General features: G+C 38.9%; 24 protein-coding genes and 1 riboswitch. Of the genes, 15 read left to right on the top strand and 9 right to left on the bottom strand.

Annotated features, from left to right (window positions below; all coding sequences use genetic code 11):
* The first annotated feature begins 69 nt into the window (after positions 1–69).
* The 4 genes from ACZ43M_RS22655 (at position 70) to ACZ43M_RS22640 (ending at position 2,152) form a co-directional block, all read left to right on the top strand.
* Positions 70–1,290: a helix-turn-helix domain-containing protein gene (locus ACZ43M_RS22655; RefSeq protein ID WP_464504770.1), complete on the top strand. Its 1,221-nt coding sequence runs from the start codon at positions 70–72 to the stop codon at positions 1,288–1,290.
* Positions 1,291–1,304: 14 nt separating this feature from the next.
* Positions 1,305–1,433 (top strand): hypothetical protein, encoded by a 129-nt coding sequence (locus tag ACZ43M_RS22650; protein ID WP_464504769.1) that lies wholly within the window; start codon positions 1,305–1,307, stop codon positions 1,431–1,433.
* Between the two features lie 91 nt (positions 1,434–1,524).
* Entirely contained in the window at positions 1,525–1,698 is a 174-nt protein-coding gene (locus ACZ43M_RS22645) for a hypothetical protein (RefSeq protein ID WP_464504768.1), read from the top strand.
* 55 nt (positions 1,699–1,753) lie between these two features.
* Positions 1,754–2,152, top strand: a complete 399-nt coding sequence (locus ACZ43M_RS22640; RefSeq protein ID WP_464504767.1) for a cytosolic protein — start codon at positions 1,754–1,756, stop codon at positions 2,150–2,152.
* Positions 2,153–2,376: 224 nt separating this feature from the next.
* On the opposite strand, the gene ACZ43M_RS22635 is transcribed toward ACZ43M_RS22640, so the two are convergent.
* From ACZ43M_RS22635 to ACZ43M_RS22600, 8 genes are all read right to left on the bottom strand, one after another.
* Positions 2,377–2,940: an NAD(P)/FAD-dependent oxidoreductase gene (locus ACZ43M_RS22635; protein WP_464504766.1), complete on the bottom strand. Its 564-nt coding sequence runs from the start codon at positions 2,938–2,940 to the stop codon at positions 2,377–2,379.
* A gap of 72 nt (positions 2,941–3,012) precedes the next feature.
* Positions 3,013–3,264 (bottom strand): hypothetical protein, encoded by a 252-nt coding sequence (locus tag ACZ43M_RS22630; protein ID WP_464504765.1) that lies wholly within the window; start codon positions 3,262–3,264, stop codon positions 3,013–3,015.
* Positions 3,265–3,330: 66 nt separating this feature from the next.
* Positions 3,331–4,542: an MFS transporter gene (locus tag ACZ43M_RS22625; protein WP_464504764.1), complete on the bottom strand. Its 1,212-nt coding sequence runs from the start codon at positions 4,540–4,542 to the stop codon at positions 3,331–3,333.
* Between the two features lie 13 nt (positions 4,543–4,555).
* A complete protein-coding gene (locus ACZ43M_RS22620; protein WP_464504763.1) occupies positions 4,556–4,972 on the bottom strand; it encodes a MarR family winged helix-turn-helix transcriptional regulator in 417 nt (138 codons plus the stop codon).
* Between the two features lie 264 nt (positions 4,973–5,236).
* Positions 5,237–8,686 (bottom strand): methionine synthase, encoded by a 3,450-nt coding sequence (metH, locus tag ACZ43M_RS22615; protein ID WP_464504762.1) that lies wholly within the window; start codon positions 8,684–8,686, stop codon positions 5,237–5,239.
* The gene (locus ACZ43M_RS22610; protein ID WP_464504761.1) at positions 8,664–10,523 is read right to left on the bottom strand and encodes a bifunctional homocysteine S-methyltransferase/methylenetetrahydrofolate reductase; all 1,860 of its coding nucleotides are present in this window, start codon (positions 10,521–10,523) and stop codon (positions 8,664–8,666) included. The genes metH and ACZ43M_RS22610 overlap by 23 nt, the downstream gene beginning before the upstream one ends.
* Before the next feature lie 2 nt (positions 10,524–10,525).
* Positions 10,526–11,713: a cystathionine beta-lyase gene (metC, locus tag ACZ43M_RS22605; protein ID WP_464504760.1), complete on the bottom strand. Its 1,188-nt coding sequence runs from the start codon at positions 11,711–11,713 to the stop codon at positions 10,526–10,528.
* Positions 11,713–12,825 (bottom strand): methionine biosynthesis PLP-dependent protein, encoded by a 1,113-nt coding sequence (locus tag ACZ43M_RS22600; RefSeq protein ID WP_464504759.1) that lies wholly within the window; start codon positions 12,823–12,825, stop codon positions 11,713–11,715. Before ACZ43M_RS22600 ends, metC begins: the two co-directional genes overlap by 1 nt.
* A 126-nt stretch (positions 12,826–12,951) precedes the next feature.
* Positions 12,952–13,067, bottom strand: a riboswitch (SAM riboswitch).
* A gap of 372 nt (positions 13,068–13,439) precedes the next feature.
* Here ACZ43M_RS22600 and ACZ43M_RS22595 point away from each other — a divergent pair.
* Positions 13,440–15,383 carry an asparagine synthase-related protein gene (locus ACZ43M_RS22595; protein WP_464504758.1) on the top strand — a complete coding sequence of 648 codons (1,944 nt, stop codon included), beginning with the start codon at positions 13,440–13,442 and terminating at the stop codon, positions 15,381–15,383.
* Between the two features lie 232 nt (positions 15,384–15,615).
* Here ACZ43M_RS22595 and ACZ43M_RS22590 read toward each other — a convergent pair whose 3' ends face one another.
* Positions 15,616–17,052, bottom strand: coding sequence for an IS6 family transposase (locus ACZ43M_RS22590; RefSeq protein WP_464503290.1), 1,437 nt, complete (start codon positions 17,050–17,052; stop codon positions 15,616–15,618).
* Between the two features lie 164 nt (positions 17,053–17,216).
* Here ACZ43M_RS22590 and ACZ43M_RS22585 point away from each other — a divergent pair, with 164 nt between their 5' ends.
* From ACZ43M_RS22585 to ACZ43M_RS22540, 10 genes are all read left to right on the top strand, one after another.
* A complete protein-coding gene (locus ACZ43M_RS22585) occupies positions 17,217–17,348 on the top strand; it encodes a paeninodin family lasso peptide (protein ID WP_464504757.1) in 132 nt (43 codons plus the stop codon).
* Positions 17,349–17,451: 103 nt separating this feature from the next.
* Positions 17,452–18,387, top strand: a complete 936-nt coding sequence (locus ACZ43M_RS22580) for an aldolase (RefSeq protein WP_464504756.1) — start codon at positions 17,452–17,454, stop codon at positions 18,385–18,387.
* Positions 18,384–18,671 carry a lasso peptide biosynthesis PqqD family chaperone gene (locus ACZ43M_RS22575; protein WP_464504755.1) on the top strand — a complete coding sequence of 96 codons (288 nt, stop codon included), beginning with the start codon at positions 18,384–18,386 and terminating at the stop codon, positions 18,669–18,671. Before ACZ43M_RS22580 ends, ACZ43M_RS22575 begins: the two co-directional genes overlap by 4 nt.
* Before the next feature lie 42 nt (positions 18,672–18,713).
* Positions 18,714–19,166 (top strand): lasso peptide biosynthesis B2 protein, encoded by a 453-nt coding sequence (locus ACZ43M_RS22570; RefSeq protein ID WP_464504754.1) that lies wholly within the window; start codon positions 18,714–18,716, stop codon positions 19,164–19,166.
* Positions 19,167–19,182: 16 nt separating this feature from the next.
* Positions 19,183–20,373 carry a nucleotidyltransferase domain-containing protein gene (locus ACZ43M_RS22565; protein WP_464504753.1) on the top strand — a complete coding sequence of 397 codons (1,191 nt, stop codon included), beginning with the start codon at positions 19,183–19,185 and terminating at the stop codon, positions 20,371–20,373.
* Positions 20,374–20,375: 2 nt separating this feature from the next.
* A complete protein-coding gene (locus tag ACZ43M_RS22560; RefSeq protein ID WP_464504752.1) occupies positions 20,376–22,166 on the top strand; it encodes an ABC transporter ATP-binding protein in 1,791 nt (596 codons plus the stop codon).
* 171 nt (positions 22,167–22,337) lie between these two features.
* Positions 22,338–23,054: a YveK family protein gene (locus ACZ43M_RS22555; protein WP_464504750.1), complete on the top strand. Its 717-nt coding sequence runs from the start codon at positions 22,338–22,340 to the stop codon at positions 23,052–23,054.
* A complete protein-coding gene (locus ACZ43M_RS22550) occupies positions 23,041–23,691 on the top strand; it encodes a CpsD/CapB family tyrosine-protein kinase (RefSeq protein ID WP_464504749.1) in 651 nt (216 codons plus the stop codon). Before ACZ43M_RS22555 ends, ACZ43M_RS22550 begins: the two co-directional genes overlap by 14 nt.
* Before the next feature lie 270 nt (positions 23,692–23,961).
* Positions 23,962–24,096 carry a hypothetical protein gene (locus ACZ43M_RS22545; RefSeq protein WP_464504748.1) on the top strand — a complete coding sequence of 45 codons (135 nt, stop codon included), beginning with the start codon at positions 23,962–23,964 and terminating at the stop codon, positions 24,094–24,096.
* A 32-nt stretch (positions 24,097–24,128) separates the two neighbouring features.
* Positions 24,129–25,955 (top strand): polysaccharide biosynthesis protein, encoded by a 1,827-nt coding sequence (locus ACZ43M_RS22540; protein WP_464504747.1) that lies wholly within the window; start codon positions 24,129–24,131, stop codon positions 25,953–25,955.
* Positions 25,956–25,979: the final 24 nt, after the last annotated feature.

The raw sequence follows: 25,979 nt of genomic DNA, 5'->3' as shown, positions 1-25,979 counted from the left end.
AGACAAAATTCTATCTAAACCGGCACCGTTAAGGTAAAATAAGAAAAAAGAGAATAGCCGGGTGATAAAATGGAATTTGGGGCAATGATTAAATACTATCGGACTCAAAGAGGAATAACCCAAGCTGAGCTTGCCAAAGGAATTTGTTCTGTCCCTCATTTAAGCAAAATTGAAAACAACTCAAAAGAAGCAAACGCGGAAACCATTTCGCTTTTGCTGGACCGTTTAAACGTTAACCTCGAGGAAATGGAAGAGAAAGAGGGATTAATTCAGAGTTTACTTGGTGAGTTGGGCGAGAAGATTAATTATTATTTAATGGATAAAATCGATGAAACATATCGTAACCTCCAAGAAATTGAGCATATTATTCCGTTCTCAAAACACATTTATACATATGAACTTTATAAATATCGTTATCTATTATTTAAGGGCTATTTAGCCGAAGCAGAGAAACAAAAGGATTTATTATTTAAGCAGCGGATAAATTTTTCCCAACATGAAGAGTATTTATATAATTACTTTAATGCGGTATTTTTAATATTAAAGGGACATTATAAAGCCGCGGATGAAATACTGGATGTATTAAATGTTGATCCAGGTAATTATTCATCCAGTGCCGAGTTTTTTTATCATCGAGCTTTAGTAATGGCGGCGCTTGAGCAGTCGGGTCACGCCATCCACTTTGGCAAGATAGCCCTGCAGCAGTTTATGAATGAACATAATTTTTTGCGCATACTTCATACCCTTATGTTGTTAGGAATTAATTACACTCATTCAAATATATACGAAGAAGCAGAAGAGTGTTTTCGGCATTTGATCCGTAATGCAGAAATATTAAAACAAGAAAAGCTGCTTCCACAAATCTACCACAATATGGGATTTTTACAGAATAAACGAAATAACCCAAAAGAGGCGTTAGTGTATCTTCAGAAAAGCTTGGCCCTGCAGCCAATTAATAATCCCCATTACCTGATTACTCTGTACCTTATTGGGGAAATACAGTTTTCGCTTCAGGAGACAGACAAGGCTAAGGAATGTTTTCAACTTGTCAGTTCATTGGCTAAAGAAAATAGTATAAAAAAATATCGGCTGTTAGCAGACTTTTACTTAATTCATATGGTGACAGCTGAAAAGGCATTTAAATATTTGGCCACAAAAGTCATTCCTTATTTGGAAGAGACCAATGAACATCATAATGACCTAAATCGCTTTTACAAAATGCTTTCAGATTTTTATACTGAGCAAGGTATGTATCTGGAGGCAGTTAACTATTTAAATAAAATTAGATAAAGGAGGAAACCACAATGAAAAAAGCTATTATTGCAATATTTGCACTAGGTTTGCTTGTTTTTTCAGCCCCTGCCGATTCAGTACAGGTTACCGTAGCAAAAGATACAAACACTGCTGGTCATCCAATTTTGCCTCCAGTATGAGAAAATCCCCCTGAAATCAGGGGGATTTTCAATTTTTAGGATAGATTAGCCTTTTCCGATACATATTATTGAGAAAAAGCAGGTGACTTTAATGGAAAAGGAAAAAGACCCGCAATTTCAAAGTGGAGAAGAGCTTGAACAACTGGCCAAAGGGCTCTATGGAATCGATCCGGAAATGAGCTTACTGTCAGTCAGTTTCGCAACCACGGAAAATCCATACTTAAATGAACATTATCAAGAGGACCCGAAACAGAGTAAGGATTAACGGGAATTTGGTTATACTATGGGGTGATACGGATTAGGCTTAAAGGAGGATTATCATGCAATCATTTGTTGTCAGTTTCCACCAGGAAGATAATGTCGATACGATGCAGGTTCAAAGGTTAAACGAAGCTGAATTTGAGAAAGCGTCAGAAGGCGGCACACGCCACCTCTTCGAACTTGATACCAACATTGGCTTGTTCGTATTTTTCGATGCAGAAGATATTGATGGCGCTCTTTCCTATATGGTTGTGCAGTATGAAGAGAATAGCGAAGAGCCACACGCTTACTATTCATTTCAGTTAAAGGATTTTTATGAATTCATGGCCCTTTACTTAAATGAAATTGGCTATGCAGAGGAATTAGATGAGGATGATGACGAAGCATATGGCCCGATTCATCATTTAGCCCATCTGTTATTCCATATCGTTGAAGAAGGCAAGGACTTAAAGGTATAAAAACAGAGAAGGACGCAAAAAAGCGCGTCCTTTTCTCGTTGTATTAGCAAATAGGCTGAAATATAGTTTTCGGAATGATTCTATCCGCGAGTTTTGTACACCAATCCGCGAATCAAAGGCTTCAATCAGCGAATCAAAGAGTTTAATCCGCGAATTCAGCGATGCAATCCGCGAATTTAAAAAAGCACCGTTCCAAATGGAATCAGTGCTCTAATAAAATACAATTACGCTTTTAATACATCATGATCAACATAGCGCTCACCGTTTAATTCGCTGATTACGTTGATCGCAACTTTTGCCCCGTCACCTGCTGTAATAATCGTGTGCATGGAGACGCCTGCAATTGTGCCAGCTGCCCAAATGCCGTCAACATTAGTCTTACCGTTAACATCAACATCAAGAATTGTTTTTACTCTTGGTTCTGTACCTGGTTTCGTGTTTAACCCAGCTTTTTCAGCAAGGTCGGCCAGCATTCCGGTTGCCACGATGACATGTTTTGCTTCATATTCCTTACCGTCAGTTTCAACTTTGAAACCGTCATCAGTTTTGCTAATGTTAGTCACTGTTGCAGTAGTAAATTCAGCGCCGAATTTACGGGCTTGTTCTTTACCGGTTTCAACTAGGTCCGGGCCGGCAGCTTCTTTAACGCCATAATGATTTTCAATCCAAGCCCGCTTGGTAACGCTTTTATCATTATCAATCACTAATGTATTTTTTCCAGCCTTTGCAGTAAAAATGGCTGCACTTGCGCCAGCAGGACCGGCACCAATAATCACGACATCAAACATTTTATTACCTCCAAAAACTTATTTTTCAATAATTAGCATAGCCAAAGTAACAATGAAAGTAAAATAAATTGCTTAATTTGAAATATTTGCGTTACGAAATATTAATGGCTGATGGAACCTTGCAGAAGCAAAATAAAAAGAACCATCATTTCCGTCTTGTGATTGATGGTTCTTGTATTTGAATTGATATAAATGATCCTTTTTCGTTTTTGTTATCCGGGTTCTCATGTCAGTAGAAACAAAGGGACTTCGTCTTGTTTCCGGGTTCAGATTTCCTTCACGTACAAGCTTTTCACGAAGCTTTCTGGCTTTTGATTTTGCCATTATAAATCACTCCTCCAAATTGGTTGGAGATATTATACCATCCCAAGGAGTGTTATAAAAGGTAATTTAAGAAAGTTCCTGAACATTGGTGTGTTGTTCCAATTTTTTTGCAGGTGTCTTCTTTTTCGTATGGAAAAAATAAAAGAGAACCAATCCAATCAATACATAGAACGAGCAAAGGAAATAAAGTGAGCTATAGTCCATTTTTGCCGCAATGATTCCTACTAAAAATGATCCGAGTGCAATACCTGTATCGTAAATTGATAAAAAGGTCGCTGTTGCAAGCCCTCTTTTTCGGGGCTCAGCATTTTGAATAGCGATCGTTTGGAACGTTGGAAACAGCGTTCCCCAACCCAAACCGATTAGTCCGGCAGATACAAGGAAGGTAACTACGCTTTCACTTTGACTTAATACATACATACCGATGGCAAACAGTATAATACATGGATAAGAAATGACGTTTGGGCCGTGTTGGTCGAGCCATTTTCCGGTAAACGGTCTTGAAATCAGCAGCACAACTGCATAGACAACAAAGAACAGACTGGCAACATTTTCTACATGAATTTCAGCTGCATAGATGGAAACAAATGAAAGCAGGGCCGAATACACGATAGCCATAAAACTGCCGACAATTGCGATTGGTACAGCGGATGCTTCAAATAAGCCGCGAATCGAAAAATTTGACAGCACTTCGATTTGATTGTCTTGTTCCGGAGTGGCTAGCTTGACGCATAAACCAGTCAGCAAAGCCCCGACTGCTACCACAATACTGAGGATAAACATGGTTTTTGCGCCCCACTGTTGAATGGTCATTAAACCGACAAAGGGACCTAAAACCATAGCCATGTTAGTTGATAATACAAAGTATCCCATGCCTTCCCCGCGGCGAGCAGCAGGGATGATATCGGCTACGATGGCTCCTACGGCAGTGGTCGCCATACCAAAGCCTACTCCGTGCAGGAGGCGAATCACTAGGAAGCCGATGACAGTTTTCGGGATTAAGTATAAAGGTGCTGCCACAGCAAAAAGAATCAGTGATGTGAGTAGCACTTTTTTATTTCCTACCCGTTCAAGCCATTGGCCGGCAAGGGGACGTGAGACGATTGCTGAAAGCAGAAAGATCGTCGTCATCAGACCCGCCTGGGTTGCACTAGTATGCAATTCGTCCAACGCATAGCTTGGCAGGGTCACGAGCAGAATATAAAAGGTTAAAAATAAGAAAAAGTTACTTGCAGAAATACTGATGAAATCCTTTGTCCATAATTTGGTTTTACTCATTAGATGCACTCCTTTAGTTCAGCTGTTCAAGCCAGCTCCTTTGCAGTTTATAAAGTTGCTCCTGTTTATCTTCAGGAAGGTGGCTTAACAAGGACTGATTTACTTCTGTGACAATTTGTTCCCATTCAGGATATCGTGTTAAAGCTAGGTCAGTTAATTCAACGCGCTTTTCACGTTTGTCATGTTGACCAGGAACCTGTTTGACATAACCTTGTTTAACCAGACGCTGAATCGTCCGGGTCATCGGCGGGGCTTCAACCGACAAATATTCGCATAATTCTTTTTGGGTTAATGAATCTTTCTTTTTTAAAATAAAAATAACGGCCCATTGCGAACCGTATAATCCAGTTGGTTTCAGTGCTTCATTTAGTTTATTGGTGAGTCGGCGTGAAAGCTGGTGAAGTGTATGGAAAAGTTCGTGGCTAAGCATAATACGCTCCATTAATAAAATTAGTTACCTAGGTAAATATAATGGATATAGTGAAAATTGTCAAGGAAGGTTCACAAATTTAGGTCTGCGAAAATTGATTTGGCGAAATAGTCCTTGTATTCGGCGAAATGTTGCCTAAGTTTAGCGAAATGCCCATCCAGGTTGGCGAAAATGTAATCAAAATTCGGCGAAATAAACTTAGAAATCGGCGAAAAGAACAAATAGAAAGCCGCAGGACGAATCCTACGGCATACTTTTTTGAAGCTATCTCAAAACATTAAAATACCTAGCTTCCGGATGGGCAAATACAATTGCCGAGACCGAAGCTTCCGGTTCCATCATACAGCCATCAGTCAGATTCACGCCGATTTCCTCCGGCCCAATTAGTTTAAACAGCCTTTTTTGATCCTCTAATTCAGGGCAGGCCGGATAGCCGAATGAGAAGCGCTGGCCTTGATAATGGGCAGCGAACCGTTCCTGCATCGTAAACTCCAGCGGATCCGGGAAACCCCAGCGGTCGCGCATTTGCCGGTGGATTAACTCCGCTAGACCCTCAGCACTTTCTAATGCAAGCGACTGAAGCGCATGGCTTTCAAGGAAGCGGCCATCATTTTTCAGACGATCAGCAACCTCACGAATCCCTCGACCTGCTGTTACCGTAAAGAACCCAACATAATCCATCACACCGCTGTCAACTGGCTTTAAGAAGTCTGCCAAGCAGAGATATGGGCTTGATTCCTGCCGCGGAAAGTCAAACGTTTCAATTATTGTGCTATGGTTTTCTGGGTCATAAATATGAATCTTATTTCCATCAGATTGCGCCGGGAAAAATTGATATACCGCAGCAGGCTTAATCCAGCCATTCACATTGGCATCCGCTAACAGTTGATCAACCATTTCTTTAACCTTCAAAGCTTTTTCGTCTTTTTCAGCCAGCAGCTTGCTAATTTTTCCTTTTACCCCAAGATGGTGGCCAAGCAGCATTTGCATATTAATATACGGTTCAACATGGGATAAAGAATAGGATTTTAATACGTGACGTTTTGTATCTTTCGGAACAAAGACCGGCACTGTCGTCGACACAGTCGATTTTGGCTTAACCGCAACCGAAACATTCGACCTGCTTGGTACAACTACCGGCACATCCAATTTAGCCATCTTTTCTTGTTTTTCGGCAACTAGCTCTTCAAGCCCCTCCGGTGATTGCACTTGATTGGCCAAACTTAACCCGGTCATGGCGTCTTTTGCATATAGTACTAGTCCGTCATATTCCTTGGCAATTTTCGTATCGGTGAATTTACGTGACAGAGCAGCACCGCCAACCATAATCGGCAGGTCAATTCCTGCTTCCTTCATATCCTGGGCGGTTAACACCATTTGCTGTGCGGATTTCACCAGCAGTCCAGACAGCCCGACGATATCCGGTTTTTCCTCACGAATGGCTTTAATCAGCTCTGCAGGTGCTACCTTAATTCCAAGGTCAATGACCTTGTAGCCATTATTACTAAGGATAATATCAACCAGATTTTTTCCGATATCATGAACATCGCCTTTAACGGTTGCTAATACAACCTTCCCCTTTGAAGCAGAAACATCGCCTTTTTCCATATACGGCTCCAGATAGGATACCGAGGCCTTCATGACTTCGGCGCTTTGCAGCACTTCGGCGACAATTAATTGATTATCATTGAATAACCGCCCGACTTCTTTCATCCCGTCCATTAATGGTCCATTAATAATATCCAGTGGGGCAGTGTAAGCAGCGAGAGCTAATTCTAAATCGGGCAAGAGTCCTTCTTTTGTGCCTTCGACCACATAATAGGAGAGACGTTCCTCAAGCGGCATATCCGTTGTAGTTACTTTTGCTTCCTTCTTTTTATCACGATAAAAGTCAGTGAACGTTGCCAGGGTTTCATCAGTTGTATCAAAAAGAAGAGCCTCGGCAAGCGCCACTTCTTCTTTTGTAATCGAAGCGAATCGCTCAAGTTTTTCCGTATTGACAATCGCGTAGTCGAGACCTGCTTGCGTACAGTGGTAAAGGAAAACTGAATTTAGGACTTCGCGGCCAACCGGCGGCAGTCCAAACGAAACATTACTGATTCCAAGAATCGTTTGCACCTCAGGTAGCTGTTCCTTAATTAATCTAATTCCATCAACCGTTGCCTTGGCAGAACCAATATATTGTTCATCGCCGGTTCCGACTGGAAAAACTAATGGGTCAAAAATAAGGTCTTGCGGCTTCAGACCGTACTTGTTTACTAGTAAGTCATACGAACGCTGAGCTATTTCCAACTTCTTCTGTGCGGTGACGCCCATTCCTTTTTCATCGATGGTACCGACAACGACCGCTGCACCGTACCGATGAATTAACGGAACAACCGCTTCAAAACGCTCTTCACCATCCTCGAGGTTAATCGAGTTGATAATCGCTTTCCCCTGCGAGAATTTCAGTGCTTTTTCAATGACCTTATCATCGGTAGAATCAATGACTAAAGGAACTTTGACCTTCTTGACGACTTCTTTAATGAAGTTTTCCATATCCACGAGCTCGTCACGGTCAGGGTCGGCGAGGCAAATATCGATGACATGTGCACCGCCCTTTACTTGTGCCCGGGCAACTTCAGCAGCCTCTTCAAATTTCCCTTCAGCAATTAAACGTTTAAATTTACGGGAGCCAATCACATTTGTCCGTTCACCGACCATAATCGGTCTTAGTGTCGGATCATCGTAAATAAACGGTTCAATTCCGGAAACCATGTGAAGTGTATTTGATGAAAATTCCCTAGGTTTATATTCTTTCATTGCCTGAGCAATCGCGCGAATATGATCAGGCGTGGTTCCACAACAACCGCCGACAATATTCAACCAGCCATGTGCAGCAAAGTCAGCCAGTTTCTTCGCCAATGTTTCAGGGGTCTCATGATAATGTCCTTCCTCATCAGGCAACCCGGCATTTGGATAACAGCTGACGGCTACGGAAGCGAGATTGGCCAAAGAGCGAACATGATCCTGCATAAATTCCGGACCGGTCGCGCAGTTCAAGCCAACAGCAACCGGCTTCATATGCTCAACTGATATATAAAAGGAGTCTATTGTTTGGCCGGCAAGGGTGGTTCCCATTGGCTCAATCGTACCGGAAATAAACAGCGGCAGGGTTTTGCCGGTTTTGGCAAAAGCATTTTTGATTCCGGAAAAACCAGCTTTTACATTCAGCATATCTTGGCTTGTTTCCAGCAACAGCAAATCGACGCCGCCGTCAATCAAACCAAGTGCCTGCTCTTCATAAGCGGCCGCTAGGGCATCAAAGGTGGTACCGCCGGTTACACTCAATGTTTTTGTGGTTGGTCCCATCGAACCTGCGACATACCGGGGCCATTCATCAGTTGAGGCTTTCGAGGCCTCCCTGACAGCAATCATCGCGGCAATTTTATTGATTTCATATGCTTTATAGCCGAGTCCGTATTCGTCGAGAACAAGATTGGTTGCCCCAAACGTATTGGTTTCAATAATATCGGCCCCCGCCTCTAAATATTCACGGTGAATTCTGGCAATCACGTCAGGCGCTGTCAAATTCAGATTTTCATTACAGCCGTCATATTCCTCGCCGCCAAAATTATCTGGTGTAAGCTCAGCTTGCTGCAGCATCGTTCCCATTGCACCGTCCATGACGAGGATGCGTTTTTTCAATTGCTCAGTAAATAGTGGTCTCGACATAGCTGTTCCCCCTCAGTTCGCGTGCGCGCTGATTGGCGTAAATCGCCAACTCCGTTGTTAATTCATAGCGTAAAAATGGTGTGATTAAATAGATTCCATTAAATAAATTCAGTGCCGTATCGATAAGTGATTTTGTAATCGCAATTCCTTCCCGTGCTGCGACAACAGGGTCAGTACTTAGCGCCATCCGTTCGCGGATTGCATCGGCAATCTTGATACCCGGGACTTCATTATGAAGGAACTCGGCATTCTTACTGCTCGTTAGCGGCATCAATCCAATGTAAATCGGTGCATCCAGATGTTTCGTTTGTTCATGTATCTCGAGCAGCTTTTCTTCAGAAAAAACCGGCTGGGAGATAAAGTAATCGGCCCCGTAGGCGATTTTTTTCTCAAGTCGTTTCACTGCTTTTTCTAGTGAACGGACATTTGGGTTAAAAGCGGCGGCAATGCTGAACGCCGTTTTCTGTCCCAGGTCTTTTCCGGAAAAAGATAAACCTTCATTTAATTGTTTAATCATTTGGATCAGTTCAAAAGAGGAAACATCATATACGGAAGAAGCACCTGGGAAATCGCCAACACGGGCCGGATCGCCAGTAATCGCCAGCACATCATGCATTCCCAGTGTGTGCAAGCCCATTAGATGTGATTGCAAACCGATAATATTACGGTCACGGCAGGCAATATGAATCAGCGGTCGCATTCCCAATTCTGCTTTTACTAAATATCCTAATGATTCATTGGAAATCCTCACTGTTGCCAGAGAATTATCAGCTAATGTAATGGCATCAATTCCTGCCTCTTTGAGAGCCCGTGCACCTTCAAAAAATTTCCTCGTATCCAATTTTCTTGGCGGGTCCAACTCTACAATCACGGATGGCCGCTCTTTTACAATTTCTTGCAGAGGAACGAAGTCACTTTTTACAATCTGCTCTTTTACGGTAATCTTCTCTGTTTTCAATTTTACAGTTTTTTCAGTAATCGGGGCACTGTTCTTTAGTGCTGAAGCAAACGCCCTGATATGTTCTGGCGTAGTCCCGCAGCAGCCGCCCAAGAGCCGAACGCCTTGGTTACGAAACTCGGCTGCGGATCTTCGGAAGTAATCGGCATCTCCGTCATAATGAAACTTGCCGTCCGTATAAGCAGGAAGGCTGGCGTTCGGATAAGCAGAAAGAAACGCATGCTGCGGCAATTCAATTTGTTCAAGGGCAAGCAGCATATGATGCGGACCAAGCCGGCAATTGAGGCCGACCACATCTGCGCCAAGTGTCTCCAAGGTATTAAAAGCTTCATTAACTGGTGTCAGGTTTTGCAATATACCTGGTTCTTGCAACGACACTTGCGCAATAATCGGCAGTTTTGTCTCTTTTCTGGCAATCGCCAGCACCGTCTCAAGCTCTTCTAAGTCATAAAAGGTCTCTAGCAGAATTCCGTCTACGCCCTCTAACAACAAACAATAAAGCTGCTCGCGAAAGCTTCGCTTAATCTCTTCTATTGTAATCGAGTTTGGTTTAATACCGCGGTTTCCGCCCATCGTTCCCAGCACATAAGCAGTATTCCCAGCAGCCTTTTTCGCATTGATGACTGCCGCACTATTGATGTCCTTAACCGAATCCTCGAGACCGTACCGGCCAAGCTTTAAATAATTAGCCGCATAGCTGTTGGTCTGAATGACGTCTGCCCCGGCATCAATATAAGCCCGATGGATATGCTGGATTTGCTCTGGCTGAGACAAATTCAATTCTTCAAAGCAGCAATCGGTTCCATATGAATACAGCAGCGTTCCCATGGCGCCATCGGCAATTAAGATTTGATTTTTTAATTTTTCTAAAAAGCTCATACTCATTCTCCTTGCTGGAGGACTAAGTTCTTTTCTTGCAGTTTCTCAAAAGCTTTGGAAAAATCTTTGATAAGATCGTCAGGATTTTCTAATCCGACCGATAACCGAAGCAGGCTGTTTTTAATGCCACGTTTTTCTCGTTCATCCTGCGGCATCGCTGCATGCGACATTTTTGCTGGATACGATAAAATGGATTCTACCGCACCAAGGCTGACAGCAAACACCGGAATTTCCACTTCTGAAACGAAGGTACGAACTGCATCCTCATCAGCCAGGTCAAAGGAAAGTACTGCACCAGCACCGCTCGCCTGAGTTTCCTGCAATAGGCGCTGCGGGTGATTTTCCAGAGCTGGGTAGTAGACTTTTTCTACAAGTGGATGGGATTCTAGAAATCTCGCAATTTTTAAGGTTGATTCTTGTGACTGTTTTAACCGGACATGAAGTGTCTTCAAACCTCGTAACACTAACCAAGCATCCTGAACACCGAGAATCGCTCCAAAGGAATTTTGTAAAAAGTAAAGCCGATTTGCTAAATCCTCATCTTTCACGACGGCAAGTCCAGCGACGACATCGCTATGGCCTGACAAGAACTTGGTCGCACTGTGAAGGACTATATCCGCTCCAAGCTCCAAAGGTTTTTGCAGGGCTGGAGTCAGGAATGTATTGTCAACATAGGTAAGGGCGCCAACTTCCTGCGCCAATTCGCTAATAGCTGCAATATCCGTTACTTTCAGCAAGGGATTAGATGGAGTCTCTACATAAAAGGCTTTAGTATTCGGGCGAATCGCCTGTTTCACCTGTTCCAGGTCTGTCATATCGACAAAAGTATGTTCTATTCCCAATCTCGACAGCACTTGGGTAACCATCCGGAACGTTCCGCCGTACACATCCTCGGTGATTACGATATGGTCACCAGAAGAAAGGAGAAGAAATGCGGTGGAAATGGCTGCCATTCCTGATGAAAAAGCAAATCCTTTTACGCCGCCCTCTAATTCAGCAATCACATCTTCCAATGCTTCCCTTGTTGGATTTGAACTGCGGGCATAATCATATTTTCCGAACTGGTCAATATCAAACTGATGAAAGGTGGAAGCGTGCTGGATCGGAACACTGACCGCACCAGTTCTAGCATCCACTTTATGACGATTATGCAGCAGCTTCGTTTCAAAACTATAGTTCTCGGTAACCATTACACTCTCACTCCTTCATGAATATTGGCAAACGCCTGCTCGAGGTCGGACACGATATCCTCTGCATCCTCTATGCCGACGGAGAAACGCAATAGGCGGTTATCTACGCCTGTTGCTGTTCGAACTTCAACAGGAATATCGGCATGTGTTTGTGTTGCCGGGTAAGTTATAAAGCTTTCAGTGCCGCCAAGGCTTTCCGCGAAGGAAATTAGCTTTAGGTTCTGTAAAAATGAATTTACCCAGATTTCATCTTTGATGCGGAAAGAAACCATACCACCGCGCCCAGGATATAAAACATCGGTAACATCTTCATGCTGTGATAAAAATTCAACGATTGCCTTCGCATTTTTTTCATGGCGTTCCATTCGAAGGGACAAGGTCTTCATGCCGCGCATCAACAGCCAAGAATCGAAGGGACTTAACACTGCGCCAGCACCATTATGGTAAAGGGCCAAATCTTCACAAAGTTCCTTCCCTTTGGCAACAACCAGGCCAGCAAGGACGTCATTGTGTCCGCCAAGGTATTTAGTCGCGCTATGGATGACAATATCGGCGCCTAGTGCAATCGGCTGCTGCAACAGCGGTGTGTAGAATGTATTGTCAACAATCAGCAGGAGCCCATGTCTTTTGGCAATCTGTGCAACTGCGGCGATATCCGATTCCTGCATGAGGGGATTGGTAGGAGTCTCAAGAAAGATAGCCTTTGTTTGTGGGGTAATCTTACGTTCAATCTCCTTTGGACAACAGGTATTAACATATGTGGTCGTTAAGCCATACTTTCTATAGCCTTTTTCAAGAAGACGGTAGGTACCGCCATATAGATCTTCGCTGACCAGCCATTCATCACCGGATTGAAATAATGAAAGAACTGTCAGTATTGCTGCCATACCTGAGGAGCAGGCATATCCTTGATCGCCGCCTTCCAAATCGGCAATAGTTTTCTCTAGGAGCTGACGCGTCGGGTTCCCCGTCCGTGTATAATCGAACCCGGTTGACTGCCCAATTCCTTCATGGCGGTAGGCTGTTGAAAAGTAAACGGGTGGATTGACGGTTCCTGTTGTAGTTTCACTGCGGTTTCCAATTTGAGCAAGTTTCGTATCAATTTTGTACATGATGCACACTCCTTGTGTAAGATAACTTTAAAGCTTTAACACATTATGGTAATAAAGCCTGATGATAAAAGAAAAAAGCCTTCTATAAGAAGAAGACTTTTGTAAGTACGATTAACAAGGTCATTCTTCTTATCTCGCAAATTAGTCATAATTTGCAGGACTTAGCACCGTTTCAATGAACTAAGTCATTGAAGGTTGCTGAGGCGTCTTCGGGCCCTTCCCTCAACCTCTCTTGATAAGAAAATTAATATTTTGGATTATTTATAAAATTTACTACAGTTATATAGAAGTGTCAATAAGTTTTTGATAATTGCAGAATATGTAGCATTTTGTAAATTGGAAAATGGTTGACACTAAGACTATTAGATTATATTATTACTTTACAAGATGTTCTTGATGAAGAACTAATAACTTTTTTGTTTGAGGAAAATGGCTTCCGAATTAGGTATTTATACATAAGAATATATGGGTAATAAGGGGATTGAAATATTCCTTAAATTAACTATGATTCTATCGTTCTTTTTATAGAATTTACTGAATGACTAATCACCACTATGTAGGAGAAAGGGATTGTATTTTCCATTAATAGACCTTTCTTTTAGCAGGAGGACCCAATGAGCGCTATTGCTAGTATATATCACTTAAACGGTGAACCAATTAATCTTGATCATGGCAGAAGAATGATGAAGGAACTTGAGAAGTTCCCTGCTGATGATGTACAAACCTGGAATAGTGACAAAGTCTTTCTTGGCTGCCATGCACAATGGATTACGCCGGAATCCATTGGTGAAAAACTTCCTTACTACGATCAGGAAAGAAAGTTAGCAATTACCGCTGATGCGATTATTGATAATCGGGAAGATTTGTTTGAGAAGCTTCAAATAAAAAAATCAAAACAAAAGACAATAACCGATAGTGAATTAATTCTACTTTCTTATGATAAATGGGGGGAAGATACACCTAAGTATTTGGTTGGGGATTTTGCTTTCATAATTTGGGATGCAAAAGAACAAAAACTATTTGGGGCAAGGGATTTTTCAGGGAGTCGGACGCTTTATTATTACATAGATCAACATCGGGTAGTTTTTTGTACTGCCATCCGCCCTCTTTTGGCTTTGCCATTTGTTGAAAAAAACCTAAATGAACAGTGGCTTGCCGAATTTTTAGCAATACCGGGTGTAACTGATGCTTTAGATCCTGAGAGTACTGTCTATAAAAATATAAAACAGTTGCCACCCTCTCATAGTATTTCAGTTGTATCAGGTAGAGTAAAATTTTCTAGGTATTTCAAATTCTTCCCTACCAATAAGATGGTTTTTAAGTCCAATGATGAATACGAAGAAGCTTTCAAAGAGGTATTTCAAAAGGCAGTTTCCTCGCAAATAAGATCATGCTCTTCAGTAGGCTCACGCCTAAGTGGGGGTCTGGATTCTGGAGCGGTTACTAGTTTTGCTGCAAAGGCACTTTCTAAAGAAAATAAACAATTACACACATTTAGTTATATACCAGTAAATGATTTTATTGATTGGACTCCGAAAAGCAGACTACCTGATGAACGACCGTTTATTAACTCAACGGTAAAATATGTAGGGAATATTTCTGATAATTATTTGGATTTTGAAGGAAAAAGCGCTTATACAGAGATAAATGATTTACTAGATATTATGGAAATGCCATATAAATTTATTGAAAATTCCTTTTGGCTTAAAGGTATTATCGAAGAGGCCCATGTTAGAGGAATAAGAGTTTTATTAAACGGAAGTAGGGGGAACTATACGATATCCTGGGGTCCAGCATTAGATTTTTATTCTATACTATTAAAACAAATGAATTTCATTCGATTATATAAAGAAATTAATTTATTTAGTAATAATCGAAAAATTGGGAGAAAGGAAGTCGTATCAAAAATTGGGAAAATAACATTTCCATTTATTGAGGGAACTAAAGAAAGCTATGAATTTCCAATGCTAATAAATCCTGAATTCGCGAAGAAAACAGATGTGTTAAATAAATTAAAAAGTTCGGGTCTTGACGGTTCATTTAGGTTAAGTGTCTATGAAGCAAGGAAACGTCAATTTGAACGGTCAAATTCTTGGAATTTAAATGGAACTAGCAGGGCTAAATTATCTTTGCCTTACTCTGTATGGGACCGAGATCCGACAAACGATTTACGAGTAATCCAGTTTTGCCTGTCAATTCCAGAGGAACAATATGTTCAGAATGGACTGGATAGAGCGTTAATACGGAGAGTAACGAAAAATTATTTACCTGACAACGTAAGATTAAATTATAGTGTTAGAGGATTACAGGCTGCTGATGGGGTGCATAGAATGAAACCTCATTGGAACAAATTTATCGAAGAAATAAAAATGATTATATTAGACAAGGATTTAAAGGGAATCTTAAATGTACCTATTATTGAAAACGCAATTCTAAATCTTCAAGATGAAGCACGTCCAGAATTTGCATACCATGCTGACTTTAAAATATTAATGAGAAGTCTAATTGTTTCAAGATTTATAAAAAAATTTATTTGGGTAGTGTCAAAAGTTCTATGAAAACTCCTTAAGGGGTTAGGTTCCTTTCCACATATTGGGTGCGTCGGCCCCGCAACCGCTCTTGACAAACACGCCAATGGTTTGAGATTCCTTTATCAAGGGCGACGGGGACAAAAAGAAGGCATGCCAAATAGCCCTTGGTATTTCCATTTTAAACCATTGGCAAGTTCGGTTTGTCAAGAGTTCGCTTCGCCGGTTGCTAGTGGGTTCAAGGGCTCTGCTAAACAAAAAGTTAGACTGTTTGTTCAATGATCCAATCTTGAGCTAAACCTATTAATTTAGTCCAGCGTGCAGGCATATTCGGTCGCAGTAAGAGCTCTGGATTAACCACTGGCACATTACCTTCTAACGCTGAGTGAGGCCGTAAAAAGTTAAAGTAAGCCACAAAAAGCGTCACAAACGAAACAGACCCATGTTCGGACCCAAACCCGTGTGTTGAGCGATAATTGCCCTTAAATGTGCGATTGAGTCTTTCAATCACTTGTTTGAGAGGCCTATACTCCTTTGATACAGGATCTTCATTGGTAAGCCCAATGACCTGAGTAATGTCAAAGTGAATATCATGCTGGGCGTAAAAGTGTTGGGCTAAGAGATATATCGGATTGCCGTCCACCACAAATGTAAGATCTTCCGGAATCTCTTTAAATTTCATTAGGACATCATCAATGGCACGGATTGCTGTCGCTGTATCTCGATTTGCTGACACTGGATAAGACAGAATGATCTTTTTTACCGCATCAAAGAAGAAGAACAAGTAATGCCAACGACCTTGAACCCTAATATAGGTTTCGTCCCCACAGAACTGATCAGAAAGCTCGTAGGGATAGTGGTCTACGTAAGGTTTAAGGATTAATGCAACTGCGTTCTCGTAATTTAAAATGCTTTGATGCGATATAGAAACACCATGGATATCTTTCATGAGTGCAGCTGTCTTCCGGGCCGAAAGGCCATAGTTAACGTGATAGGTTAAAATAAGCCCCAATGTATGTGGCGACACATAAAGCCTGGCCAAGTCAACCTTTGGTTTCTTAGGAGAAGCCTTTGACAATGGCTGAAAATCAATGTGGAACTGCCGGAAGATATATCTTAATTTAAAGGCTTGTGGATCCTTTTTAAACTGTTTCTTCTCTTTCGCAGACATGCCATTCAGTTTCTGCTGGTAGTAGGAACAGTCATTATTTTTACACTTGTACACGTCAAAGTCTTTTCGCTCTTTGACTTTCTCAAGGGTCCTAGAACAATGAGGACACTTCAAAATAGCCTCCTTCGAATAGCGATTTTTATCATTGAAAAGACAGGCACACACCTTACATTGAAACTGTCCTTTGCCTCCATTATTGGCATAAAGATAATCCGCTGGAGCACCACACTGCGGACATTTCATTGACTTGGGCACACATGCCTTTGTATTCGAACGCCTTTGAACAGGTTTTAGTTGTTTACCGTTCTTCTCCAGGTATTCGGTTAGGAGGCTTCGGTAATCAAGTTTCTGAATGGTTTCGATGATCGGAAGATCATCCACCTGGAGTTTACGATAAGGTTTATTTACAGGTTTTTCCTCAGGCTTTTCAAACATCCCCTTCCCAATAAGAAGGGTAAGTAATGTTCGAATTATTTGTTCTTGGTACTTAATAAAAGTTAATAAATAGGTTATAATTTGAGGGTACAAATTGTCACTTCCTATCTAGGTTGTTGAGAGTGTGGTAACCTCAATTATCCTTAGATTTCAGGGGGTGGCAATTTTTTTGCTTATAAAGCCCTCTATAATAGGATTCTATAGCCTATTTCTTATAAAAGTTTTTACAATACGTTTATTTGAAAGGGGGTGATAAAATGAAAAAACCATGGGAAACTCCATCACTTGAAGTACTTGATATCAGTATGACAATGGCAGGTCCTGGGCTTAGATATGCGGATGATTATAATGATGATCCAGACCCAGAAGAAAGAGACCACTATAGCTAAACATTAATTTAAGCTATAAATTTATTCAACATGCCCTTATCCGCAGAGATGTGTTTAAGGGCTTTATTTTAAAAATCACGTAACATCTGGAGTGATATTAAGAATGTTACAAACTATTAATAATTATGCTTATAAGGCTTTTGGTTTAAATATAATAAGTGAAATTGAGTTCCCAGAATTATTAAAAAGTAATATTGATGATCTCAATATGGATATATTATTTAAAATAGTAGATTTAACATCTTTATGGAATGAAATTGGAGTTAAAAAAAAATTTATTGTTAATGATAAAAATGTTCTTTTTGAAATAGAGAATATTGCAATAATCTGTGTCCAAGGTGGGAAGAGAGTTCTTGTTTCACCATTAAAAGAATTTAGTGAGGATAGAATACGCCTTTATCTTCTTGGTACGTGCATGAGCATCATTTTAATGCAAAGAAAAGTTTTACCGTTACACGGAAGTGCTATTGCAATTGATGGAAAAGCTTATGCTTTTGTTGGTAATTCGGGTGCTGGGAAATCAACGTTAGCATCAATATTCTTAGATAAAGGATACCAACTACTAAGTGATGATGTTATTGCTGTATCCCTTTTCACGGAAAAATCCACACCTTATGTAACTCCATCGTATCCACAACAGAAATTATGGCAGGATAGCTTGAATTTTCTAGGGATGGAAAGTAGTAAGTTTACTCCGCTATTTGATAGAGAAACAAAATATTCAATCCCAGTTAAAGAGCAGTTTCAAAATAAACCCTTGCCATTGGCAGGAATATTTGAATTGCAAAAATATAATGAAGAAACAATCATAATAAAGCAAGTATCAAATCTAGAAAGATTCCATAAATTGTATCTTCACACCTTCCGGAATTTTTTAATTCCGAGATTAGGACTAATGGATTGGCATTTTGAGAACTTATCGAAATTTATTAATAAAATTGATTTCTATCAGATTCAACGGCCGAGCACAAAGTATTCTGCCGACGAGTTAGCCTTGATAATTTTAGAGCGAATAAAAGAAGGGAATGTTAGGCAATGAATCCTACTTTGATTAATTTAAATTCTATAATTACTCAAAATCATGGAAATATCGTAAGCGATATGGATGGAGAAAAGGTCATATTTAGTGTCCCGAATGGAAAATATTATAATCTTGGCAGCATTGGAGGGCGTATTTGGGAATTAATCAATACTCCCATATCGGGTAATGATTTAGTAAATTTATTAGTAAATGAGTTTGAAGTACAGAAACATGAGTGTGAGGAACATGTTGAGGATTTTTTACAACAATTATTCACTGAAAAGTTAATTACATTCAAATAATTATAGGTATATAGAATATCCATTAAAGGAATGTAGCGGAGAATGATTTTAAAAAAAATCAAATATTTCATTTTTTTAGACATGAAAACTAAGTTATTATTATTTGAGGCATTTATTTTTTTGGGTGGGGCACGGATTCTTATTGCTTTTCCATTTTCTAAAATATCTCCTCTTTTAGGCGTTCAAATGGAGGAAACTGCTATCAACATAAATCCTAATAATGAAAAGATATTAAAGAATATAAGGCATGCTATATCAATAATGAGCAATTATACTTTTTGGGATAGTAAATGTATTGTAAAGGCTATTGCAGGGATGAAGATGTTAGAAAGGCGTCATATTGAAAGTACCATTTATTTTGGTATTGCCAAAGATGACAAAGGGAAAATGATTGCACACGCATGGCTTCGAAGTGGTCCATTATATATAACAGGTGCTGAAGAGTTGAGACGGTTTAATGAAGTTAGTAAATTTGCGAAGAAACTGTTTGCCTAAAATGAAGGGGATATTCATGGGGAATTGTTTGATAAATACTTCCGAACTTTCTAATGAATTAAGGTTATTACTAGAGATTTTGAAAATGGGTAATAACACGGAGGGAGCATTTGGAAATAAATACTTGGTTGATAATGTTAACTGGGAAGAATTCATTAGACTTGTAAAACATCATCGAGTTTATCCGGTAATTTATTCAAATCTAAGAAAACTAGAAAAAGAGATTCCACGAAAGGTTTTTTTAAAACTTAAACAACTATATCATTTAAATAGAATTCAGATGCTATATTTGGGTGGGGATATAGAACAATTGAGCAAAATTTTTACAAGTAATGGGATTCGACTAATCTTTTTAAAAGGTCCAGTTCTTGGTTTAGACCTTTATGGTGATATATCCTTAAGAACATCTTCAGATTTAGATATACTTATCCCTTTAAAAGATCTTAAAAAAGCTGAAAAGCTTCTTTTACAAAATGGTTATGTAAAAGATGATTATATATCAACTGTATTAGGAGATTGGAAATGGAGACACCATCATTTTACATTTGTTCACAAGGAAAAGAATATTAAGGTTGAAATTCACTGGAGACTGAACCCTGGCCCTTCAAAAGAGCCCAACTTTAATGACTTGTGGGAACGCAAGAGAGTTAGTAAACTTACTAATTTTCCAGTACATATATTAAGTAGAGAGGATTTGTTTATATTTTTAGTTTCGCATGGTGCACGTCATGGATGGTCAAGATTACGATGGTTACAGGATATTGACCAATTAAGTAAACAAAAACTTGATAAGGGCCTAATTCTCTTTTTGTTAAGGAGATATCAATTTTCACAATTAGGGGGCCAAGCACTTTTATTATCCTCAAACCTATTAGGGACAGAAATTGAAGAAGATTGGAAGGGATTAACTAAAGGAAATAGACCGAAATACTTAGCACAGGAAGCTTTATTTTATATTAGACAAACTATTAACCTCCATTCATATCCACTTCCAACAGAGGTAGGAGCGTTTCACCAAAAACACTTGTTTTCATTAATGTCTTTTAGGCAAAAACTATTATTTATTTTTAGCTTTCTTTACCCTTATCCTATTGATGCAGAAACTTTACCTTTACCAAAATTTTTACATCCTTTATATTTCCCTTTACGCCCTTTCTTATGTGCGTGGAGAGTTACTAAAAACTTGGGGCCAATTAGGAGGATATAAAAGTGAAATATATATTTTATTTTATAAAAAGATTGCATTCTTATTCTGGAAGTATTTTGTACTTTAATCTATTAGGAATGGGATTAGTTAGCTTTCTTGATGGAATTGGGATATTCTTGTTGATTCCGATGTTAACCTTTGGAGGGTTCTTGGGAGAATTTAATATAGAAAACCCTCTCTTCGAGTTTCTAAAGGGCTTTCAAAGCTTGCCTGTAAGTGCTTTACTACCATTAATATTAATGATTTTCATTGTTCTAAATATAGGTCAATACCTTTTACAGCGAAATTTAACAATACGGAATGTAAAAATAATATCCGGATTTATGAATAATATTAGATTGGAAAATTATCAATCATTATTAAAAGCCAGCTGGAGTTTTTTTCTGAGGAAAAGAAATTCTGATTTGATTAATGTGTTGACTCTAGAAATTCCACGAGTTACTGGAGGGATAAACACTTTCCTTCAGCTAGTATCGTCAGCAATATTTACACTTATTCAAGTAGGGCTTGCATTTTGGATTTCGCCAAGTATAACCATTTTTATGATTTTATGCGGACTACTTCTTTCCTTTTTTTCGCGCAGATTTATAAAAAAATCAAAATTATTGGGAAATAAGACATCAAAACTAGCTGAGGAATATCTATCAGGGATAACCGATCAACTTAATGGTATAAAAGATATTAAAAGTAATAATCTTGAGGATTCTCGAATGATTTGGTTAAAATCGTTAACCAATAAATTATTTGAAGAGCAACTAGAGCATATACGATTAAAAACATCCTCTCAACTTTTTTATAAGGTATTTTCTACCTTAATTATTGCATTTTTTATATTTTTTTCTGTTAAGATGTTTCATTCAAAACCCGACCAATTTTTACTTGTATTAGTTATTTTTTCAAGGTTGTGGCCCCGTATGACGGGAATACAATCCAATTTAGAACAATTAGCCTCTTCAATTCCAGCATTTAAAAAATTAATAGATTTAAAAGTGGAATGCACAGAAGAAGCGGAAATTGGTTTTCAGAATCATATTAAAGAAATAAATCTTAAAAAAGGCATAGAATGTCATAATTTATGTTTCCGTTATAATAAAAATGAAGAATATTATGCTTTAAATAATATTAATCTAAAAATCCCAATAAACTTTATGACAGCAATAGTTGGGCGATCAGGTGCAGGTAAAAGTACATTAATTGATATATTAATGGGGTTGAATAAACCAGAGTCTGGCAACGTTTTAATTGATGGAGCACCCCTTAATAAAGAGAATTTATTATCAGTTAGAAGATTAATCGGCTACGTGCCTCAGGACCCTTTTCTATTTAATGGAAGTATTAGAGACAACCTTTTATTAATAAAACCTTCTGCAACTGAACAACAGCTTTGGGAAGCTTTGGAATTTTCTGCTGCAGCTTCATTTGTAAATCAATTACCGAATGGACTCGACACAATTATTGGAGACAGAGGTATTAGGCTTTCTGGAGGAGAGCGGCAACGTATTGTTCTGGCTCGAGCTATTTTACGTAAACCCGCTATTCTTATCTTGGATGAAGCAACAAGCTCCCTTGATACAGAAAACGAGTCTAAAATTCAAAAAGCGCTGGAAAGGCTTAAGGGGTCCATGACGATTATAGTTATTGCCCATCGCTTATCGACTATACGGAATGCTGATCAGGTAATCGTTTTAGATCAAGGAGAGATAATACAACAAGGACAATACAATCAACTGGCCATCGATAAAAAGGGAATGTTTAATACCTTGCTTAGAAAACAATTGGGTGTAAGTGTTTAAAGAGATATTTCTCATATGGTATTGACATGTTCACTATAAAGAACTAAAATATATTTAATAATTTATTTCTCAGAGAGCAAAAGGGGAATAAATTGGGCATAATTATTTTTTTTATTATCAATGTTCTTTATTTAGAACTAGTTTTAAAAAATACCATTAAAAGGTGATAATGTGAATCAATCTAAAAATGTAGCGAAGGAAATTAATTTAAAGGAGCTATTTCTTGTCCTTAAACGTCGACTTTGGCTTATTGCTGCTTTAACTATTATTGCAACAACAATCGGTGTAGTTCTGAATAATTCTACTACTGTTCCACTTTATCAAGCTTCATCCCGAATTATAATAGGAGCCGATGCAGATTCTCAAAAGACACTCCAGGTTATTGTTAGGGATTCAATAATATTGGATAAAGTGATTGAAAAGATGAAGCTTAATAAATCATCCGACCAGCTTGCTGGGCAAATTACTGTTAACAGTGTAGATGGTAGTCAGGTTGTAAGTATTTCTGTTATTGATAGTGACCCAGTCCAGGCTGCTAAAATTGCCGATACCACAGCTGAAATTTTTAAGGAGCAGGTGCCGATAATCGTTGGTCAAGATTATGTGCGTTTATTATCGAGTGCTAAGGTAAATTCATCCCCAATAAATCCAAAAAACAATAATAAAATATTAATCGCCTTTATAGGCGGTGCAGTGATTGGAATAGGGTTTGCGTTTTTATTAGAAACATTGGACGACACGATTAGGTCGAAAAAAGAGATTGAAGGAAAACTAGGTTTACCTGTATTAGGAAGGGTTCCTAAAGTAAACAGGAGAAATGTCAAAAAAAGAATGAGGAAATTTGCTCATGACATAGATTTAAGAGGTGAGACAATTGGTACAAAATAAAAGAAAAGAATCGAAGAAAAATAAATCTATTACTACCTACTCTCACCCGGAATCAATTATTTCAGAACAATACAGGATGATATATGCAAATTTAAAATTTATGATCTCTGAACTAAACAGTAAAACCTTCTTAATAACATCTCCAGGGGATGGAGAAGGAAAGTCAACTATAGCAGTAAACTTGGCAGTTTCAATATCGCAACAAAAGAAAAAGGTACTCCTAATTGATGCTAATTTGCGAAAACCAGTATTACATTCTTTTTTTAATTGTTCTAACTCTACTGGTCTATCAGATGTACTTACGGGAAAAATCACATTGGCGGAGGCTGTTCATCATACAGAAATATGGCGATTTGATCTTTTATCAAGCGGAAGGGTTCCAATGAATCCAGTTGAATTATTAGGTTCACAAATGATGCATGATTTGATAAAGAAGGCCAAGCAAATATATGATGTTGTATTATTAGATTCAAATTCAGTTTTAGAGGTTACAGATACCAAGCTTTTGGCTAATATTTGTGACGGGGTAATCCTGGTTATTAAAAATGGGAAAACTAAGCTGGAAAAAGCTTCAGAGTCTAGGAAGGTATTAGAGTTTGCCAAGGCAAGACTTGTGGGAGCAATTTTAAATCAATAATACAATAAAAGGAAAAAGAGTGTTTTGTTGCGTCATTTTGTTCTTAATTGGGAACGTTTAGTGCTTTTTATGTTGCGTTTTTTTTCTGGAGATGTCTCCTTTCCAGTATCAATGGAGGCACTCGGTCATGCTGTGGGTTGTAAGACCTTAGACGCTCGTCGTCGAGAGTGTGATGTGAGGGCGGGTTAGATGCCCAATTTCAATTAAAAGTGTTAAGTATATGCTCTTCTAAGAAGTACATATACTTAACACTTTTAAGGAGTTGTCTAAATGAAAAAAATGGATCACTTTCCAAAGTCAATTAAAAAAGCCGTGAGATATATTAAACAGGAAGCTCCAAAAGAACAATTACCGGAAATTAAAAGATTAATTGATTATGCAATTAAAATAAGATCTCAAAGGTAAAATTAGTAATGTTCTCAGAAAGGATTGAAGTCATGACCTACCGACAAAGGTTATCTTTATTTATTTTTATTGATTCATGTATTGTATTAGCGGCTGTATTTATCAGTCGTTTTTTAGTCAATGGAACGGTACATGTCATTACTTTACCTATGGTGATAAGCTCTATTGTTATACTTATTAGTCATTATTTTTTATCCTTTAAATTCCACTTATACAATAAGGCCTGGGAATATGCTAGTGTTGGAGAATTATTTTCCATAATAAAGGTTGTTACTGCCTCAGTTATTATTGCAGGATTTATGCAGCAAATAATTTTAGAAGAAATCAGCTTCCGATTACTGACTGTAGCATGGCTTCTGAATATGTCATTAATTGGCGGCTCGCGATTCTTGTGGAGGCTTTTACGTGATTTTCATTTTTATAGAAATAGTAACAAAAAAAGAACATTAATCATTGGGGCAGGCTCTGCAGGTACCATGGTGGCCAGGCAGTTAATAAATAATAACGGTGCAGATTTAATTCCTGTTGCTTTTATAGATGATGATGAAAGAAAATATAAGCTTGATATATTAGGAATTCCGGTTATTGGTGGTATAAACAAAATCGAAGTTGCTGTTTCAAAATTGAATATTAATAACATTGTAATAGCAATTCCGTCACTTAGTAAACGGGAATTAAATACTATTTTCCTGGAGTGTGCCAAAACAAAAGCAAAAACACAGATTTTGCCCAAACTAGAAGATTTGATGACTGGAAGAGTTGCAGTGAACCAATTTCGTGATGTCCAAGTCGAGGACTTACTGGGAAGAGAACCGGTTGAGCTAGATATGGAAAGTATTTCTGAAAATATCACGGATAAAGTTGTATTGGTAACAGGAGCAGGCGGTTCTATTGGTTCTGAAATTTGCAGACAAATATCTAATTTTAACCCGAGTGTGCTTTTACTGTTGGGTCATGGAGAAAACAGTATCTATTCCATTGAAATGGAATTGAAGGAAACATATAAACATACGAAAATTAAATTTATTTCGGTTATAGCGGACATCCAGGATGCCAAGAAAATGATGTCTGTTATGAACACATACCAGCCAGATACTGTTTACCATGCTGCTGCGCATAAACATGTTCCGCTAATGGAAGAGAATCCGGAAGAGGCGATTAAAAATAACATTATTGGGACAATGAATGTTGCAAAAGCGGCCAGTTGGAGTGAAGTTGGTACGTTTGTCATGATCTCAACAGATAAAGCGGTAAACCCAACAAGTGTTATGGGATCGACAAAAAGGCTCGCAGAAATGATCATCCAACATATGGATAGAGATAGTGATACGAAATTTGTAACGGTTCGATTCGGAAATGTGTTGGGGAGTAGGGGAAGTGTAATCCCGCTTTTTAAAAAGCAAATTGAACGGGGCGGTCCTCTAACAGTGACACACCCAGAAATGGTTCGATATTTTATGACTATCCCCGAAGCCTCGAGACTTGTACTTCAAGCGGGGGCACTTGCAGAGGGAGGGGAAATATTTGTTTTAGATATGGGTGACCCAGTGAAGATTGTAGACCTCGCGAAAAACTTGATTAAACTCTCCGGTAATTCAATTGATGAAATAGGAATTGAATTCTCAGGAATAAGACCCGGAGAGAAGCTTTTTGAGGAATTATTAAAGGCAGATGAGGTTCATGAACAGCAAATTTATCCTAAGATTTATGTTGGTAAGACGTCTGAACTTTTAATTGGAGAGATTGAAGGGATAATCGGAACCTTTCAGAGTCTGAGTAAAGAAGAGATAAGGGAAAAACTAATAAATTTAGCAAATTATAAAGTAATAGCGAAACCAAAGCTATCTGTACCGGTCTAAAAGGATGTATGTAACAATCGTGGG

The sequence above is a fragment of the Neobacillus sp. B24 genome, from assembly GCF_055381825.1.
The sequence above is the reverse complement of the archived record's forward strand: the minus strand, read 5'-3'. Positions and strand labels throughout refer to the sequence as shown.